Below are 15,135 nucleotides of genomic sequence, written 5' to 3' on the forward strand. Positions count from 1 at the left end.
GGTACGGCACAGCGAATCGGCCAAGCGGCGGGCCTGGCAAGGCGCCGGAGCATCCTCGCGCTCCTCATTCAACACCGTGGGTCGTCTGTGGATGTTTCGGCAACGCAGCCAGGGTCGTCGATCGGCCGATTCGCCCCCAACCTGGGATCAGGCGCCCTCTGAGAACCGGCCGAAAGCGGCGCAGTCTCTGGAGGCGGTGTGCGGAGGCGCTCGGGGCGCTGCTAGACTTATTGATCGAGTGCGTGACCTGCGTTTGCGAGCGGTGTACAGCGGCTTGATCCAAGCCGCGACCGGGAATGATCCACGCCAGGCACGGCTGTGCGGCTATCGGCCCGTCAGCTCTGGGGACGGGAATACGGCGCCGCTGCATCGTGCTGTCATTAAGTGTGACAGTCTCGGAATTAGCTGTTACCTCATCCGAGTTCTCGAGTTCCGCCGCGTAGATAACATGCCAGGTCTTTTAGTTAGCGCTTCAGTGAGCACCTTTCCGAAGGGTACGTGAGTGTCGGCCCCTATCTCGCTTTCCGCGTCTGCCGCCCCCAACGCGTCCGGCGCACCATCGACGACAGAGGACGCGCCCGCGACGCCGGTTGCCTCCGCCGTGCAGGCTCTGCTCGACCGCGCCGAGGGGGCCGCGGTTTCGAGCGATGACGTCCGGCGCGCCTGCGAGCAGGCGAAGGTCCCGGTCAGCCAGGCCAAGTCGGTGCTGCGCGCACTGCTGGAGCAGGGCGTGACCGTCGCCGTCGTCGGCGAGGGCGCTGCCTCCTTGAGCAAGCCGCGCAAGCGCGCCGTCGCCGCCGCGTCCACCGGCCGTGCCACGGCCACCGTGCGTAAGACCGCCGAGCCCGCGCCCGCCGCGTCGGCCGTGAAGCCGGCCCCCTCGGCCGAGTCTGAGACGGCTGGCGACGCCGCGGGCCAGGGTGCGGCTAAGCCCGCCGCCAAGGTGGCCGCGAAGAAGGCCGCCCCGGAAAAGGCCGCGGCCGACAAGGGCACCGCCGCGAAGAGCGCCGACGCCGAATCCGGCGACGGCGCCGCACCGCCCGCCAAGAAGTCGGCCGGCAAGAAGGCCGCGCCGGCGAAGGTGGCCGGGGTCAAGTCCGGTGACGACGAGGACGAGTCGCTCGACGAGGAGCTCGACGGCGAACTCGAGCTCGAGCTCGACGCGGACGAAGCCCTCGTCGACGACGCCGAGCTTGAGGCCGGGGCGGACGCGGAAGCCGAGCCGGAGGCCGAGGCAGAACCCGAAGCCGAGACCGACGAGGCCGCCGCTCCCGTCGCCGAGGGCGCTCCCGCCACCGAGGAGGACGAGGGATTCGTCCTGTCCGACGACGACGAGGACGACGCCCCGGCGCAGCAAGTCGCTTCGGCCGGAGCCACCGCGGACCCGGTCAAGGACTACCTCAAGCAGATCGGCAAGGTCCCGCTGCTCAACGCCGAGCAGGAAGTGGAGCTGGCCAAGCGGATCGAGGCCGGCCTGTTCGCCGAGGAGAAGCTCAACTCCGGCGAAAAGATGGACCCCCGGTTCAAGCACGAGCTGGAGATCATCGCCGAGGACGGCCGCCGGGCTAAGAACCACCTGCTCGAGGCCAACCTGCGGCTCGTGGTCTCGCTGGCCAAGCGGTACACCGGGCGCGGCATGCTCTTCCTGGACCTGATCCAGGAGGGCAACCTCGGCCTGATCCGCGCGGTGGAGAAGTTCGACTACACCAAGGGCTACAAGTTCTCCACCTACGCGACGTGGTGGATCCGCCAGGCCATCACCCGCGCGATGGCTGACCAGGCGCGCACCATCCGCATCCCGGTGCACATGGTCGAGGTCATCAACAAGCTCGCCCGCGTGCAGCGCCAGATGCTCCAGGACCTGGGCCGCGAGCCCACCCCGGAAGAACTGGCCAAGGAACTCGACATGACCCCGGAGAAGGTCATCGAGGTGCAGAAGTACGGCCGCGAGCCGATCTCGCTGCACACCCCGCTCGGCGAGGACGGCGACAGCGAGTTCGGCGACCTGATCGAGGACTCCGAGGCGGTCGTGCCGGCCGACGCGGTCTCCTTCACCCTGCTCCAGGAGCAGCTGCACTCGGTGCTCGACACGCTCTCCGAGCGTGAGGCCGGCGTGGTCTCGATGCGCTTCGGTCTGACCGACGGCCAGCCGAAGACCTTGGACGAGATCGGCAAGGTCTACGGGGTCACCCGCGAGCGGATCCGGCAGATCGAGTCCAAGACCATGTCGAAGCTGCGGCACCCGTCGCGCTCGCAGGTGCTGCGCGACTACCTGGACTAAAGCAGCAATCGAGGCCCGGCTGACTGGTTGTCAGCCGGGCCTCGGCTTGATTCAGCGCACGAATGAGATATACGCACGGTAAGCAGAGCATTGCGGTGAGGAATGCGAACGGGCCGCACCCCGCTGAGGGTGCGGCCCGTCAAATGGCTCGCGGGATAAGCTCCCGAACCGGGTCAGTTCGCGGAGTTCTCCGACAGTCTCGCGGATTCGTCGTGAATCTCGGCGGCTACGGATCGGAGGCTTTCCTCGTACTTCTTGCCGTGATGGGCGCAGAACAACAGCTCGCCTCCGGAGGCGAGGGTGACGCGGAGGTAGGCCTGCGCGCCGCAGCGGTCGCAGCGATCGAGCGCATTGAGCGCCTCGGCGGGGAGGAGGTCTGGTGTCAGGACAGCGGTCACGTCGCCCCTTCTTTCTGCGTCGACTGTGCCCGTGGCCCGGATCCCCGAAGAGGGTTCCAGGCCCGGTGCGCCGGTCCGGGCGTCCGGTCGGCGACTCGGTAGCGGCCGCCTACCCGGATCAACATCAAACCATTCGCTGCTATGCCCTACGCCAGCGTTCTGCGGCAAAACTCAGACAGTTCGCTCAGGGCGTACGGTCCGATGCCCGAAAAGTACCGAATTATCGGCGATGCGTGCCGGAGCGAACACGTACCGTGAGACTCTCGACCGCTCTTACCGACACCGGGTCGGCACCCTGCCGGTCGCGGCGCGGGTCCGGGACTGTCCGAGCAAGCCGCTACGCTGGCTGCGCAACCACGTTGACGAGGAGCTGAATCACCGTGACCGCCAGCCTCACCGCCCAGGCGAGCACCCCCCGCGGAGAGCTGAAGGGTGCGGACTACACAGCCCGCCACCTGCTGGTGCTCGAGGGACTCGAGGCCGTGCGTAAGCGCCCGGGCATGTACATCGGGTCAACCGACAGCCGCGGCCTCATGCACTGCGTATGGGAGATCATCGACAACTCGGTCGACGAGGCGCTGGGCGGGCACGGCTCACATATCGACGTGCTCCTGCACGCCGATGGCTCGGTCTCGGTGCACGACCAAGGCCGCGGCATCCCGGTTGACGTGGAGCCGAAGACCGGCCTGTCCGGCGTCGAGGTCGTCATGACCAAGCTGCACGCCGGCGGCAAGTTCGGCGGCGGCTCCTACGCGGCCTCAGGCGGTCTGCACGGCGTCGGCGCCTCTGTGGTGAACGCGCTCTCCTCCCGCCTCGACGTCGAAGTGGACCGGGACGGGGCCACCCACTCCATCTCATTCCGGCGTGGCGTGCCTGGTGTGTTCGCGGGCGACGGGCCGAACGCGGCCTTCACCGCGCAGAGCGGGCTGACCAAGGGCCGCCGCTCGGCGAAGAAGGCCGGAGTGACCGGCACCCGCACCCGGTTCTGGCCGGACCGGCAGATCTTCCTCAAGGACGCGCAGATCTCCCTGGAGGACCTGCACAGCCGGGCCAGGCAGACCGCGTTCCTGGTGCCCGGCCTGACGCTGGTGGTGCGCGACGAGCGCAACGCGAACGGCGACGGACCCGCGGTGGAGACCTTCCACTACGCCGGCGGCATCTCCGAGTACTGCGAGTACCTGGCCAAGGACCGGCCGATCAGCGACACGCTGCGGCTGACCGGCTCGGGCACCTTCACCGAGACCGTGCCGGTGCTCGACGACGCCGGGCACATGACCTCGCGGGACGTGGAGCGCCAGCTGGACGTGGACGTGGCGCTTCGGTGGGGCACCGAGTACGACACGATGGTCAAATCCTTCGTGAACATCATCATCACGCCCAAGGGCGGCACGCACGTCACCGGTTTCGAGCGGGCTCTGGTCAAGACGGTCAACGAGCAGCTGCGCGCGGTCAAGCTGCTGAAGGTCAACGACGACCCGGTGGTCAAGGACGACATCCTGGAAGGCCTGACCGCGGTGGTGACCGTGCGGCTGGCCGAGCCGCAGTTCGAGGGCCAGACCAAGGAAGTCCTGGGTACCCCGGCGGCCGCGCGGATCGTGGCCGCGGTGATCTCCGAGCGGCTGCACGCCTTCCTGACCAGCAGCCACCGCAACACCAAGCCGCAGGCCCGCGCGGTGCTTGAGAAGATCGCCGCGGCCGCGAAGACCCGGATCGCGGCTCGGATGCACAAGGAGACCCAGCGGCGTAAGAACGCCCTGGAGACCTCCGCGCTACCGGCGAAGCTGGCCGACTGCCGCACCGACGACGTGGACCGCTCCGAGCTGTTCGTGGTCGAGGGGGACTCGGCCCTGGGCACCGCGAAGCTGGCCCGCTCCTCGGAGTTCCAGGCGCTGCTGCCGATCCGCGGCAAGATCCTCAACGTGCAGAAGTCCTCGGTCGCGGACATGCTCAAGAACGCCGAGTGCGCCGCGATCATCCAAGTGGTCGGCGCCGGTTCCGGACGCTCCTTCGATCTGGACGCGGCCCGCTACGGCAAGGTCATCATGATGGCCGACGCCGACGTGGACGGCTCGCACATCCGCACTCTGCTGCTGACCCTCTTCTACCGCTACATGCGGCCGCTGGTGGAGGCCGGGCGGGTGTACGCGGCGGTGCCGCCGCTACACCGGATCGAGGTCATCGGGCACGGCAAGGCGAAGAACGAGTATCTGTACACGTACTCGGACGCCGAGCTCAAGCGCACGCTGGCGGACCTGCAGCGGCGCGGCAAGCGGATCAAGGAGCCCGTGCAGCGGTACAAGGGCCTGGGCGAGATGGACGCCGACCAGCTGGCCGAGACCACGATGGATCCGCGCCACCGGATCCTGCGCCGGATCTCGCTGTCTGACGCCGAGGGCGCGGAGCGGATGTTCGACCTGCTGATGGGCACGGACGTGGCCCCGCGCCGCGAGTACATCGTGAACAACGCCGCGCTACTGGACCGCTCCCGCATCGACGCCTAACGACTAAGCGGTCGGAGTCGAGCCGGGGCAAGGATCAGGGCAGCTTCTCCAACTCGGTGACCCGAAGCTCGATCGGGTTGCCGAGCGCCTTGCCGCAGGACTCGGGGCGCGGCACTGAGGCAGGCGCGCCGTGCACGGTCGCCCGGTAGCGGGTGTCGTCGTCGACCGACAGCTCGACCGCGTAGCTGTCCTCTCCGGTGCGCTCCTCGGCGACGATCCACACCGCGTCGGCGTCAAACTGCTGAAGCTCGGTGCGCAGCGCGAGATCGGCGGCCTGGCCGGCCCGCGACCAAGTGCTGCGGCCGCGCGCGTTCTCAATCATGACCTGCCCGCCGCGAGCGGCGTCCAGCGCAGCCAACGCGGCGTCTGCGTCGAGCCGGCCGTAGACGTAACCGGTCGGAAGGACCACGGCCGTCGGCGCGAACCGGTGCCCGCCGAGATGATCGGATTCCCAGACATCGATGACGTCGCTCGACTGCACGCCGTCGCGAGCCGCTTCCCGCTGAGCCAGGTCGAGCGCCAAGGCGCGGCCGCGCTCGGCGCAGCATTGATCGCGCTTGCCGTTGGTGCAGACAAGCATGACGGGGTTCGCCAACAGCTCGCCCTCGGCGAATCGCCCGGCGACGAGGTCTCCAAGGTTGAGATCGAGTAGTTCGCCCGGATCGGAGAACTTCACCGCGCGCACGGTAGCCGCGCCCGGGCGTGTGTTACACAGCAGCGCCGTGCGTCGGGCGGTTGGGTCGGTCAGCGCATGGCGTCCTACGCGTCGGATCAGCGCGATACGCAGTCCAAGAGCCTCGGCACGTCGACCAAGTTCCGCGCCGATTTCCGGGTCGAGGTGCGACTGAGTCAGGGCCCGTGCGCCCCACGGCCCCGGCTGCTCGATCGCCAGCCAGGCGGAGGCGACCGGCGCCGTGCCGGCCAGGGGCTCATGCAGCGTGGCGGAGAAAACCGAGCAGTTCGACGGTGCCGTTCGTGCGGCGGGGTGGCTAGGCATAATGACCACCGTAACGAGCGTTTCGCGGGCTCGGTTCACGGATCGAGGCGCCGCGTCGAAGCGCGCTCAGTTCTGCTCCGCTCGCACTGTGGCGGATCTGGATCCGCCGACGGATGATGGCATTTAAGGAGGGATAGGGGGTCTTGCCGTAGGAGGAATGAGCGATGACCTCGATGGACTCCCACGATCAACCCGATGGTGCCGGCCGAGTGAAGCAGCCGGCCGCCGCCGTCGCACGCGGAGCGCAATCCGCCGGTCCTGACCCGGTTCACCCGAAGCTGAGCGCTCTGAGCACGGCCCATAGTCCTGCTCACAGTCACGGCCACGCTCACGCCACGATTGCCGAGCGTGCCGCCCAATTGAGACACAGCCGGGCCGAAGAGGCCCGCACCGAACCACCTCTCGCCGCCGACCTCGGCACCCCCGCGGTTCTGCTGAACCAGGTCGTGGCGCTGGAGGTCGGCTCGTGCCCCTGCCCGGTCGGTATCCATCGATGGGCCGGCGACGGAGTCAGCACCATCCTGCTCACCCCGACCCAAGCGCAGGTGTGGGCCAGGGCCGGCCGACTGACCTTGGTCAGCGCCGAAGGGGATGAGTACCGGCTTACCGTGCTGGCCCCGGAGGAGGGCGCGACCGCGACGCTCGGCGCGCACTGGCCGTTGCGCGAACCCTCCGGCCGGGTGCGGCGCATCGCCTCGGCGGCCGCGCATGACGTCGGCGAACTGCTCACCTTCCCGGCCTGGCTCGCGCGCACCGCGCACATCAGCGGGGAGCGCAACCAGCAACTCGCCCGGCTGGTGAACCGTATCCGCGTGGGCAGCCCGGTGACCGTGGTGCACTACGGCCAGACATTCGGGCACGAGCACCCCGCCGGGCCGAAGCAGCTCCATCCTTACGACCACAAGGGCCTGGTGGGCCACGAGGGCTGGCCGCACGAGTTGTGAGGAACTGCTGACCTGACGGCCTGTCAGATCACGGCTTAGTAACCGGCTACTGCGCAGTACGTCGCTGACTCGCTAGGTTTGCGGGTTGTCTGGATCGACGGGGAGGACCACAGCGGCGTGACCGAACGGGCGGGGACGATGCGCGGGCTGGTCATTCGACGCGCTCGGGTGCAAGCAGGCGTCGTTGTGGCAGCCTTCCTGCTCGTGCTCGGTGCCACGATCGCGTTGGTCACCGTGGCCGCGTTCGCCTCGGCCACCACCGCGCGCGCCGTCGCGGCGACCGGTCAGCACGCGACGATCTCGCAGCGCAGAATCGTCGCGCAGGCCGGCGCGGTCACCTCCTTCACGCTGTTCGACACGTCGGTGCGCAACGATGTGAACGCGACGCTGACCGCCTTGCCCAGCAGCACGATCTCCGGGATCCTCGGCAACCCGCGGGCTCTGTCCAACTCCGACGTGATGACGCTGCTGTGGACCTCGACCGCCGTGCGCACCGCCGCGACGCTGGTCAGCGGAACCTGGCCGGCTCTGCCCGAAGGGCTGGGCGAATACGGGATGGTCGACACGCCGATGCCGGTGGCGGTGTCCGCCGCAGACGCCGCGCGCTATCACCTCGCGATCGGCTCCCACGTTCCGCTTCCCCGCGCCGCCGGGACCTTCTATGCCGGCGCTACTGACGACCAGGGCGTCGTCGTCGGGATCTACCGGCCCAAATCCGCGAGCGACCCGGTCTGGGCGATCCCCGCGAGCGCCGGCGGCGGCGTCGAGTTCTTCCTGGTCGACCCGAAGGCCTTCGACAACGGACGGGCTCAAGCGGCCGGCGGCGTCGCGATCGTCTCGCTCGACCTTTCCAAGCTGACTGCCGGAAACGTGTACGCAGCGAACAGCCAGCTCAACCAACTCTCCGGCGTGCTGGCCAACGACCCGAGCCTCGGACTCGGCGTGACGACGAGCAGCGACGCGGAGGCGCTCCTGGATGGCACGACGCGCGCGCTGACCGTCTCGCGCCCGGTGATCGCGATCCCGGCGGTCGAGGCGATCGCCATCGCCTGCTGCGCCATCGCCGCCACGGCGCGGCTGCTGGCCCGTGACCGTCGCGCGCAGGCCGCCCTGATGCGCTCGCGCGGCGCCTCGGTGTGGCACCTGGCCCGATACGACGCGCTCGAAGCGCTCGCGGTGACCGTGCCCGCGCTCGCCATCGCGCCGTTCATCGCCGTGCGGCTGGCCGGGCTGCTCCCGCCGGCCGATTCGCTCAAACCAGCGCTCGGCGGCGCGGTCTGGCTGGCTGACGGCGCGGCGGCATTCGTGTTCACGCTCGTGCTGGTCCTCAGCGGCAGCATCACCGCGCGGGACGATTCGGTGGCCCGTGTCGGCCGGATCCCGGTAAGCGTCGCGGCGGCCGGAATCGACCTCGCCGCGCTCGCGCTGGCCGCGGCCGGGGTATGGGAACTGCGTACCGCGCTGACCCGGCAAGCCGCGTCCGGTTCGCTCGATCCGCTCACGGTTTGCGCTCCGACGCTCGCGGTCCTCGCCTTCGCGCTCGCCTCGGTGCGGCTCGTCGCCGTCGTCGGCCGCGTAGCGCAAGCGATCGCGAACCGGGCCCGCGGCTGGTCCGGAGCGTTCGGCAGCTGGCACGCGGCGCGGATGATCCGTACGCACACCGCGGCGGTCGTGCTGATCGCGGCGGCCACCGCGCTCGTCGTGATCAGCGGCGCCAATCGCATCGCCGCGGATCGCTCGGTTCGTGACCAGGCGGATTTCCTTGTCGGCTCGGATGTACGCGGTACCTCGGCAGACGTGCAGCCACTGCGCAACGGTGGCGCCCCGGCCCAATTGCCCGGCGTGAGAGCGGTCGCACCGGTCAATCGGCTCACGACGGCGATCGGCCGCTCGGGAACCGGCGGCAAGGCGACGGTTCTCGCCACCGATCCGGCCCGCTGGCAGCAGGTCGCGATCCTGCGCTCGGATCTCGCGCCCGGCGGCGTCGGGCAAGCCGCCGCACCGCTGCGTGCCGAACCCGTCGCCGAACCCGGTCTTGGGTTGCCCGGGAAGCCGCACCAGGCGCAGTTCCGCGTGCGGCTGGCGACCGCCGCCGGCCACGCGGTCTCCGGCGCGACCCTGGATGTCACCTTCGCCGCAACGGCGGGCGAGCCCGAAACGCTCTCGGCTCCGCTGGCCGCGGTCTCCGGGAATCAGACGGCGAACATCGATCTCGCCGCGGCGATCGGCGACGGTTCGCGCGTGGCCTGGCCGCTGCGGGTGATCCGGGTCGGCGTCAGGCTGCCGACCCCGAGTGAGGGCACTGAGAAGATCGATTTCGACCTGCTGACGCTCAGCACCGACGCGGGGCCGGCCAGGCTCTCCGGCAGCCAAAGCTGGATCCCGACCACCAGCGTCAACGTCGCCGTCGTCCCGAACACCCTGTACAACCTGTCCCTGGTTCGGCAGTCCGGCGCCCCCAGCGCCGCGATCAGTGCGACCGCGTTGCTGCGCGGATCCTTCGACCCGGGCACGGATCCGCCTTCCGTCGGTTATCCGGGCCGCAGCTCTTTCAGCGCGGGATTGGCTGTACCCGCTCCAGGCGCTGTGCCCGGCGTGGTCACGCCGCAGTTCCTCGCTGCCGCCGGAGCGAAGGTCGGCTCGACCGTGGACCTGACTGTCGATGGCAGCGACCTGCTGCTGAAGGTGGTCGGTGAGATCCCGGCGCTGCCGACGACCCAGCCCGGCGACGACGCGGTGCTGGTCGATCAGAGCGCGTTAAGTGCGTACACCGCCGCGCACTCGCTGGCCGCGGTCGGCGATGGTGAGCTGTGGGTCGCGGTACAGCCGGGCGCCGCGACGCAGGTTTCCAGCGCGCTGATCGCGGGCGGGCTCGCGGGTCAGACGCTGGATCGCTTCAGCATGACGGCGCAGCTGACCGGCGATCCAGTGCGCAGCGGCCCGGTCGGCGCGCTGATCATCGCCGCGTTCGCCGCGGTGCTCTTCGCGCTGTTCGGCTACGGCGCGCACGTCGCGGCGCTGCTGCGGGAGCGGGTGCCGCAGCTGGCGGCGGTGCGCGCGCTGGGAGTCGGCGCGGGCCGGATCGGCGTCGCGTTCGGGGTGGAGCAGTCGCTGGTCGCGGCGGTCGGAGTCGTGGCCGGGGGAGCAGTGGGTCTGCTGCTGTCGCAACTGATCGTGCCGGTGACGGTGCTGACCCGCGACGGGCAGGCGCCAGTGCCATCGGTCCTGGCCGGGCCGGACTGGGCCGCCGTGGGCTGGAGTGCGGCGGCTACCCTGGCCGTCATCGTGGCCGCCGGAATGTGGGCCGGACTGCTCGTGCCGCGCCTGCGCGTGGCGGCGCTGCTGCGAGCGGGGGACGCGGGATGAGCGGGCCGATAACCAGCCCCGGCGCTAGCAATCGGGGGCGTCGGAAACCCGGCGTAGCGCGTGAGCTTCTCGCGACCGGTCGCGCGTATGTCGGCCCGCTGATGGCCATCGCGCTGATCACGTTGGTCGTGTGTGCCGGACTCGTCGGCGGGCAACGCGAACTGGACACGCGCACCACCAGCGCCTTCCAGGGCTATCTGCGGCAGCACGCCGCGACTTCCGCCATCACCGCGACCTCGACGATGACCGAAGGTACGAGCGCCGACTTGACGCAGGCGAGCGCCGAAGTGGGCAAGCTGCTGCCCGCTCCGGCCAGCGCATACCGCGACGACGGCTGGGTCTTCTCGATTCCCGCGTCGATCAGCAACCTGCCGACTTGGTTGCCGAGCGAGAACCCCGAGACCAGCCGGACGCAGCACCAACTTCCCTCCGGCTTCGAGTTGGTCACCGACAGCCGACTGCTCACCGGCTCCTCCTCCGTGCTGCGCTTTACCGTGGGCAAGGCTCCTGCGTGCAGTGGCGCGTGTACGGGCATTGACGCCGCGCACGCCCTGCCGATCGCCATCTCGGAGGAGTCGGCGTCGTCGCTGCGCATCGCAGTGGGCACGCAGTTCCTGCTCACCTCACCGAACAACGCGCAGATCCACGCGGTCATCAGCGGCCTGTTCCGTGCTGCGGGGCCGGTATCCGCGGACCCCGCCGACCCGATCAACCGGCTGCTGCATCCAGAACAGCACTTGAGCCTGGACAAGATGGCCGCGGTCGGCCCGGTTCCGTGGACGCAGTGGCAGGCGCGGGCGCTGGTCGCTTCCAACGGCATCGCGGCCGCGACCGCCTGGATGCCCGCGAGCCTGACCTGGAGTTACTCGCTCGTCCCCAGCGGGCTTGCGGGCGGCGACGCGCAGCCCTTCGCCTCGCGGATCAAGACCCTGGTCTCCGCGGCCAACACGCTGAACGTGGCCGGGGACAGCCGGCCGGGCCGCGTCTCCAGCAATCCGGTGTTCGCCGCCGCCGCGGTGGTCAGCGGCATCCCGGACACCGTCGCAGCCTTCGAATCCGACGCCACCGCGGCGCACGCCCTCGGGCTGTTCGTGCTGATCGCGGCGGCCGTGGTCGGCATCGCCACGATCCAGCTCGCGCTGCGCGTGCTGTTCGCCAGACAGGAGTCGGACCTGGCGCTGCGCCGGGCGCGCGGCCTCGGGCCCGCGGCGGCTGCCAGACGCGCCGCGCTCCAGACCGCCGCCTGCGTCATGCCCGCGGCCGCCATCGGCATGTGTGCGGCGGTCCTCGCGGTGCGTGGCGGGAACTATCGCCTGGTAGTCGGCGTGGGCCTGGCAGTGGTCATCGTGCTGCCGCTTGCCGCCGCGGTGACCGCGCTGCTGCCCGCACATCGTCAGGGCCCGATCTCGCGGCGACGGCGCGCGCTGCGGCGCACCGGCGCGGTGCTGCTCCTGCTGCTACTCGGCGCCGCCGTGGCCGCGGTACGCACGCAGCTTTCCGACGCCTCCGACCCCGATCTAGTGAGCGCGAGCCTGCCCACGCTCGCCGCGACCGTCGGCGCGCTGCTCGTCGGTGCCCTCGTCGCCCTGCTGGCCCGCCCGGCGGCATGGATCGCGACCGGCCGGACCAGGGCCGCGGCCCTCTTCCTCGCCGCAGCGCACGCCGCCCGACGCCCCGCACTACCGGCCGGCGCAGCCGTGGCGCTGCTCGTCGCGACCTCCTCAGCCGTCTTCGCCTCCTGCTTCACCGCCTCGCTCGACTCGGTGCGGCAGCTGACCGCGTGGCAGCAGACCGGCGCGGACCTGCGGATACAGGCGGCCGGGGACGGCTCGCAGATCGATCCCGCGGACGAGGCCCGGATCGCGGCGGCCCCCGGCGTGCGAGTGGGCGTAACCGGCGCGATTTTCGCCCAGCAGCAGCTGAGCACGAAGCAGGGCGTGCTGCCGGTGACCGTGGTGATCCTGGATCCGGCCGAGTACGCCAAGCTCATCGCGGGCACCCGGCTGGATTCCGGCGACCTGCAGAACGCTCTGCACTCACTCGCCGCCGCGAAAACGAGCGGCGGCACGGTCAGCGCCCTGCTCTCCGACAACCTCAGCAACCTGATCCACACGGGCGACGGGGACTCGGTTTCCGTGCGGAACGTCGGCACGCCGATCGACCCAGTGGCCCACATCGGCTCCTTCCCCGCGATCGGCGGCGCGAGCACCTTCGTGGTGCTGCCGACCGACCAGGTCGAGAGCGTGGTCCATCTCGATCCGGTGCCGATCACGCACGCGTGGTTCGACCTGAGCGGCGGCCACACCGAGGCGGTCACCCGCGCGCAGGCCGTGCCCGGCGTCACGGTCGTCGTCCGGGCGCAGCGCGCGGCGGGCCTGGACAGCGGGCCGATCGGCCAGATCGCGCACTGGACCTCGCGGGCCGCGATCATCTTCGACCTCGCGCTCGCCGTGGTCTGCCTGCTGCTGGCCGGCACGCTCACCGCGCGCACCCGCGCCGCGAGCCGGACCTTCCTGGCCACTCTCGGCGCGCGCAGATCCACCGGCGTCGCCTCGACGGTGCTGGAAACCCTGCCCGCCTTCGCGATGATCGGCGTGATCGCGTTCGGCGCGGCCTTCGGCGCGCTCGCGCTGCTCGCCCCGCTGATCGGCCGGATGGCGGTCGGCGACCCGCACAGCCTGCCGCTGTCCGGGCTGGCCACCCCGGCCACGGCGATCCTGGCGGTGCTCGGCATCCCGGCGCTCGGCCTGCTGCTCGCCGCCGTGCGCGCCGCGACCGAACACCGTACCCGGCTGTCCTTCCTGCGCGAGGAGCGTGACTGATGGACGAATTCGCGACGCTGAGCGAACTGGAGGCGGCGGCCACCAAGCAGCGTGCGCGCTTCGGCGAGTCGGCGCAGATCGTGTGCGACAACCTGGTGCGCATTTACCAGACCGGCGAGGTCGAGGTACAAGCGTTGCAGGGCCTTGATCTGCTCGTGGAACAAGGCGAACTGGTCGCGATCGTCGGAGCCTCCGGCAGCGGCAAGTCGACCCTTCTCAACATCCTCTCGGGGCTCGACCGGCCGACCGCCGGAGCGGTGCGCGTCGGCGGGCACGAGCTGATGGGAATGAAGGGCCGCGAGCGGCTGCGGTATCGGCGCAAGAGCGTCGGCTTCGTCTGGCAGCAGACCGGGCGCAACCTGATCCCGTACCTCAGCGCGCAGGAGAACGTGATGCTGCCGATGTCCTACACTGCGGTGCGCCGGGGGCAGCGCGCGGCGCGGGCCGGCGAACTGCTGGAGCTGCTGGGCGTCGGGTACTGCGGCGAGCGCCGCCCAGCTCAGCTGTCCGGCGGCGAGCAGCAGCGGGTGGCGATCGCGACCGCGCTGGCCAACGCTCCGGAGGTGCTGTTCGCCGACGAGCCGACCGGCGAGCTGGACTCGGCCACCAGCGACGAGGTCTTCGACGCGCTGCGTGGGGCGAACCGGGAGCTCGGCGTGACCATCGTGGTCGTCACGCACGACGCGGCGGTCTCGGAGCGGGTCGGGCGTACCGTGGAGATTCGGGACGGCCGGATCAGCATGGAGACGGTACGGCCTGCGCAGGGCACGCACGACGGGGTCTCGGACATCGTGGCTCAGTCCTATGCAGTGCTCGACCGCGCGGGCCGTGTCCAGTTGCCGCACGAGTACACCGAGGCGCTCGGGCTGCGTGAACGCGTGTTGCTCGCATTGGAGCCCGACCACATCGGCGTCTGGCCGCAGCACCGCAACCCGGTGGGCGATGGAGCCGGAGCGGCTGAGCCTGCGGCGGTAAGCGCAAGGGGCGGCGACGACGGCTCCGATCCGCCGCCGCCGAGCGTCGAAGGGGACGAAGAATGAGCGAGACCAACGGCCGCGCCAACGCCACCTGCGCCGCTCCCGCAGCGAGTGCGGCAAGCGCAGTCCTCGATGACAGCGGTCCGATGATCGACGCGCGCGGCCTTAATCGCACCTACGGCAGCGGTGAGCGCGCGGTGCACGCGGTCAAGGACGTGTCGTTCGCCGTACCGCGCGGCCAGCTGTGCGTCATCGTCGGGCGCTCCGGCTCCGGCAAGACCACGCTGCTGAACCTGATCGGCGCGCTCGACCGCCCAGACTCCGGCGAACTCGCGATCGACGGCAGCCCGGTCTTCGGCGCGGGACGCCGCCCGGCCGATTCGGAACTGGCCGAGCTGCGGCGCGGCACGATCGGCTTCATCTTCCAATCCTTCGCGCTGCTGCCGGTGCTCACCGCGGCCGAGAACATCGGTATGCCGCTGCGTCTGCGCCGCACCCCGGTGGCCCAGCGCGAACAGCGGGTCAAGCTGCTGCTCGACCTGGTCGGCCTGGCCGCGCACGGCAAGCAGCGGCCGACTGAGCTCTCCGGCGGCCAGCAACAGCGAGTCGCCATCGCCCGGGCCCTGGCCAACACCCCGCGCCTGCTGATCGCGGACGAGCCGACCGGCCAGCTCGACCGCGCCACCGGCCGCTCGGTGATGCGCCTGCTGCGCGCGATCATCGCCGCCGAGCACGTGACCGCGCTGGTCGCGACGCACGACCCGGCGATGGTCGAGCTTGCCGACAGGGTCCTGACGCTGCGCGACGGCCAGCTCGTCGAGGCTTAGCGCCCCGGCTAGCTGGCCCAGG

The 15,135-nt window shown here is 70.5% G+C and carries 9 protein-coding genes; 7 read left to right on the forward strand and 2 right to left on the reverse strand.

From position 1 onward, the window contains the following. Window positions 1-502 precede the first annotated feature (502 nt). Entirely contained in the window at window positions 503-2,281 is a 1,779-nt protein-coding gene (locus VN779_RS09100; protein ID WP_325722009.1) for an RNA polymerase sigma factor, read from the forward strand. A gap of 173 nt (window positions 2,282-2,454) precedes the next feature. Here VN779_RS09100 and VN779_RS09105 read toward each other — a convergent pair whose 3' ends face one another. Further along, window positions 2,455-2,667: a DUF7455 domain-containing protein gene (locus VN779_RS09105; RefSeq protein ID WP_349260718.1), complete on the reverse strand. Its 213-nt coding sequence runs from the start codon at window positions 2,665-2,667 to the stop codon at window positions 2,455-2,457. 392 nt (window positions 2,668-3,059) lie between these two features. On the opposite strand from VN779_RS09105, the gene VN779_RS09110 reads away from it, so the two are divergent. Further along, window positions 3,060-5,180: a DNA topoisomerase IV subunit B gene (locus VN779_RS09110; protein ID WP_325722011.1), complete on the forward strand. Its 2,121-nt coding sequence runs from the start codon at window positions 3,060-3,062 to the stop codon at window positions 5,178-5,180. Window positions 5,181-5,214: 34 nt separating this feature from the next. Here VN779_RS09110 and VN779_RS09115 read toward each other — a convergent pair whose 3' ends face one another. Then, window positions 5,215-6,177, reverse strand: a complete 963-nt coding sequence (locus tag VN779_RS09115; protein ID WP_325722012.1) for a sucrase ferredoxin — start codon at window positions 6,175-6,177, stop codon at window positions 5,215-5,217. A gap of 359 nt (window positions 6,178-6,536) precedes the next feature. Here VN779_RS09115 and VN779_RS09120 point away from each other — a divergent pair, with 359 nt between their 5' ends. The 5 genes from VN779_RS09120 (at window position 6,537) to VN779_RS09140 (ending at window position 15,113) form a co-directional block, all read left to right on the forward strand. Then, window positions 6,537-7,121: a hypothetical protein gene (locus tag VN779_RS09120; protein WP_325722013.1), complete on the forward strand. Its 585-nt coding sequence runs from the start codon at window positions 6,537-6,539 to the stop codon at window positions 7,119-7,121. Window positions 7,122-7,307: 186 nt separating this feature from the next. After that, window positions 7,308-10,487: an FtsX-like permease family protein gene (locus tag VN779_RS09125; protein ID WP_325722014.1), complete on the forward strand. Its 3,180-nt coding sequence runs from the start codon at window positions 7,308-7,310 to the stop codon at window positions 10,485-10,487. Continuing rightward, complete coding sequence (locus VN779_RS09130) at window positions 10,484-13,309, forward strand: hypothetical protein (protein WP_325722015.1); 2,826 nt, start codon at window positions 10,484-10,486, stop codon at window positions 13,307-13,309. Before VN779_RS09125 ends, VN779_RS09130 begins: the two co-directional genes overlap by 4 nt. Further along, on the forward strand, window positions 13,309-14,349 hold the full coding sequence (locus VN779_RS09135; RefSeq protein ID WP_325722016.1) for an ABC transporter ATP-binding protein: 1,041 nt from the start codon (window positions 13,309-13,311) through the stop codon (window positions 14,347-14,349). Before VN779_RS09130 ends, VN779_RS09135 begins: the two co-directional genes overlap by 1 nt. Then, a complete protein-coding gene (locus VN779_RS09140) occupies window positions 14,346-15,113 on the forward strand; it encodes an ABC transporter ATP-binding protein (RefSeq protein ID WP_325722017.1) in 768 nt (255 codons plus the stop codon). The genes VN779_RS09135 and VN779_RS09140 overlap by 4 nt, the downstream gene beginning before the upstream one ends. Window positions 15,114-15,135: the final 22 nt, after the last annotated feature.

This window comes from Actinocrinis sp. (assembly GCF_035605935.1).
Lineage (GTDB): Bacteria > Actinomycetota > Actinomycetes > Streptomycetales > Catenulisporaceae > Actinocrinis.

Bases quoted from the DNA above. Each gene is read 5' to 3' on its own strand.
- VN779_RS09115 (WP_325722012.1), bottom strand. From the start codon at position 6,177: ATGCCTAGCCACCCCGCCGCACGAACGGCACCGTCGAACTGCTCGGTT.
- VN779_RS09130 (WP_325722015.1), top strand. From the start codon at position 10,484: ATGAGCGGGCCGATAACCAGCCCCGGCGCTAGCAATCGGGGGCGTCGG.
- VN779_RS09135 (WP_325722016.1), top strand. From the start codon at position 13,309: ATGGACGAATTCGCGACGCTGAGCGAACTGGAGGCGGCGGCCACCAAG.
- VN779_RS09140 (WP_325722017.1), top strand. From the start codon at position 14,346: ATGAGCGAGACCAACGGCCGCGCCAACGCCACCTGCGCCGCTCCCGCA.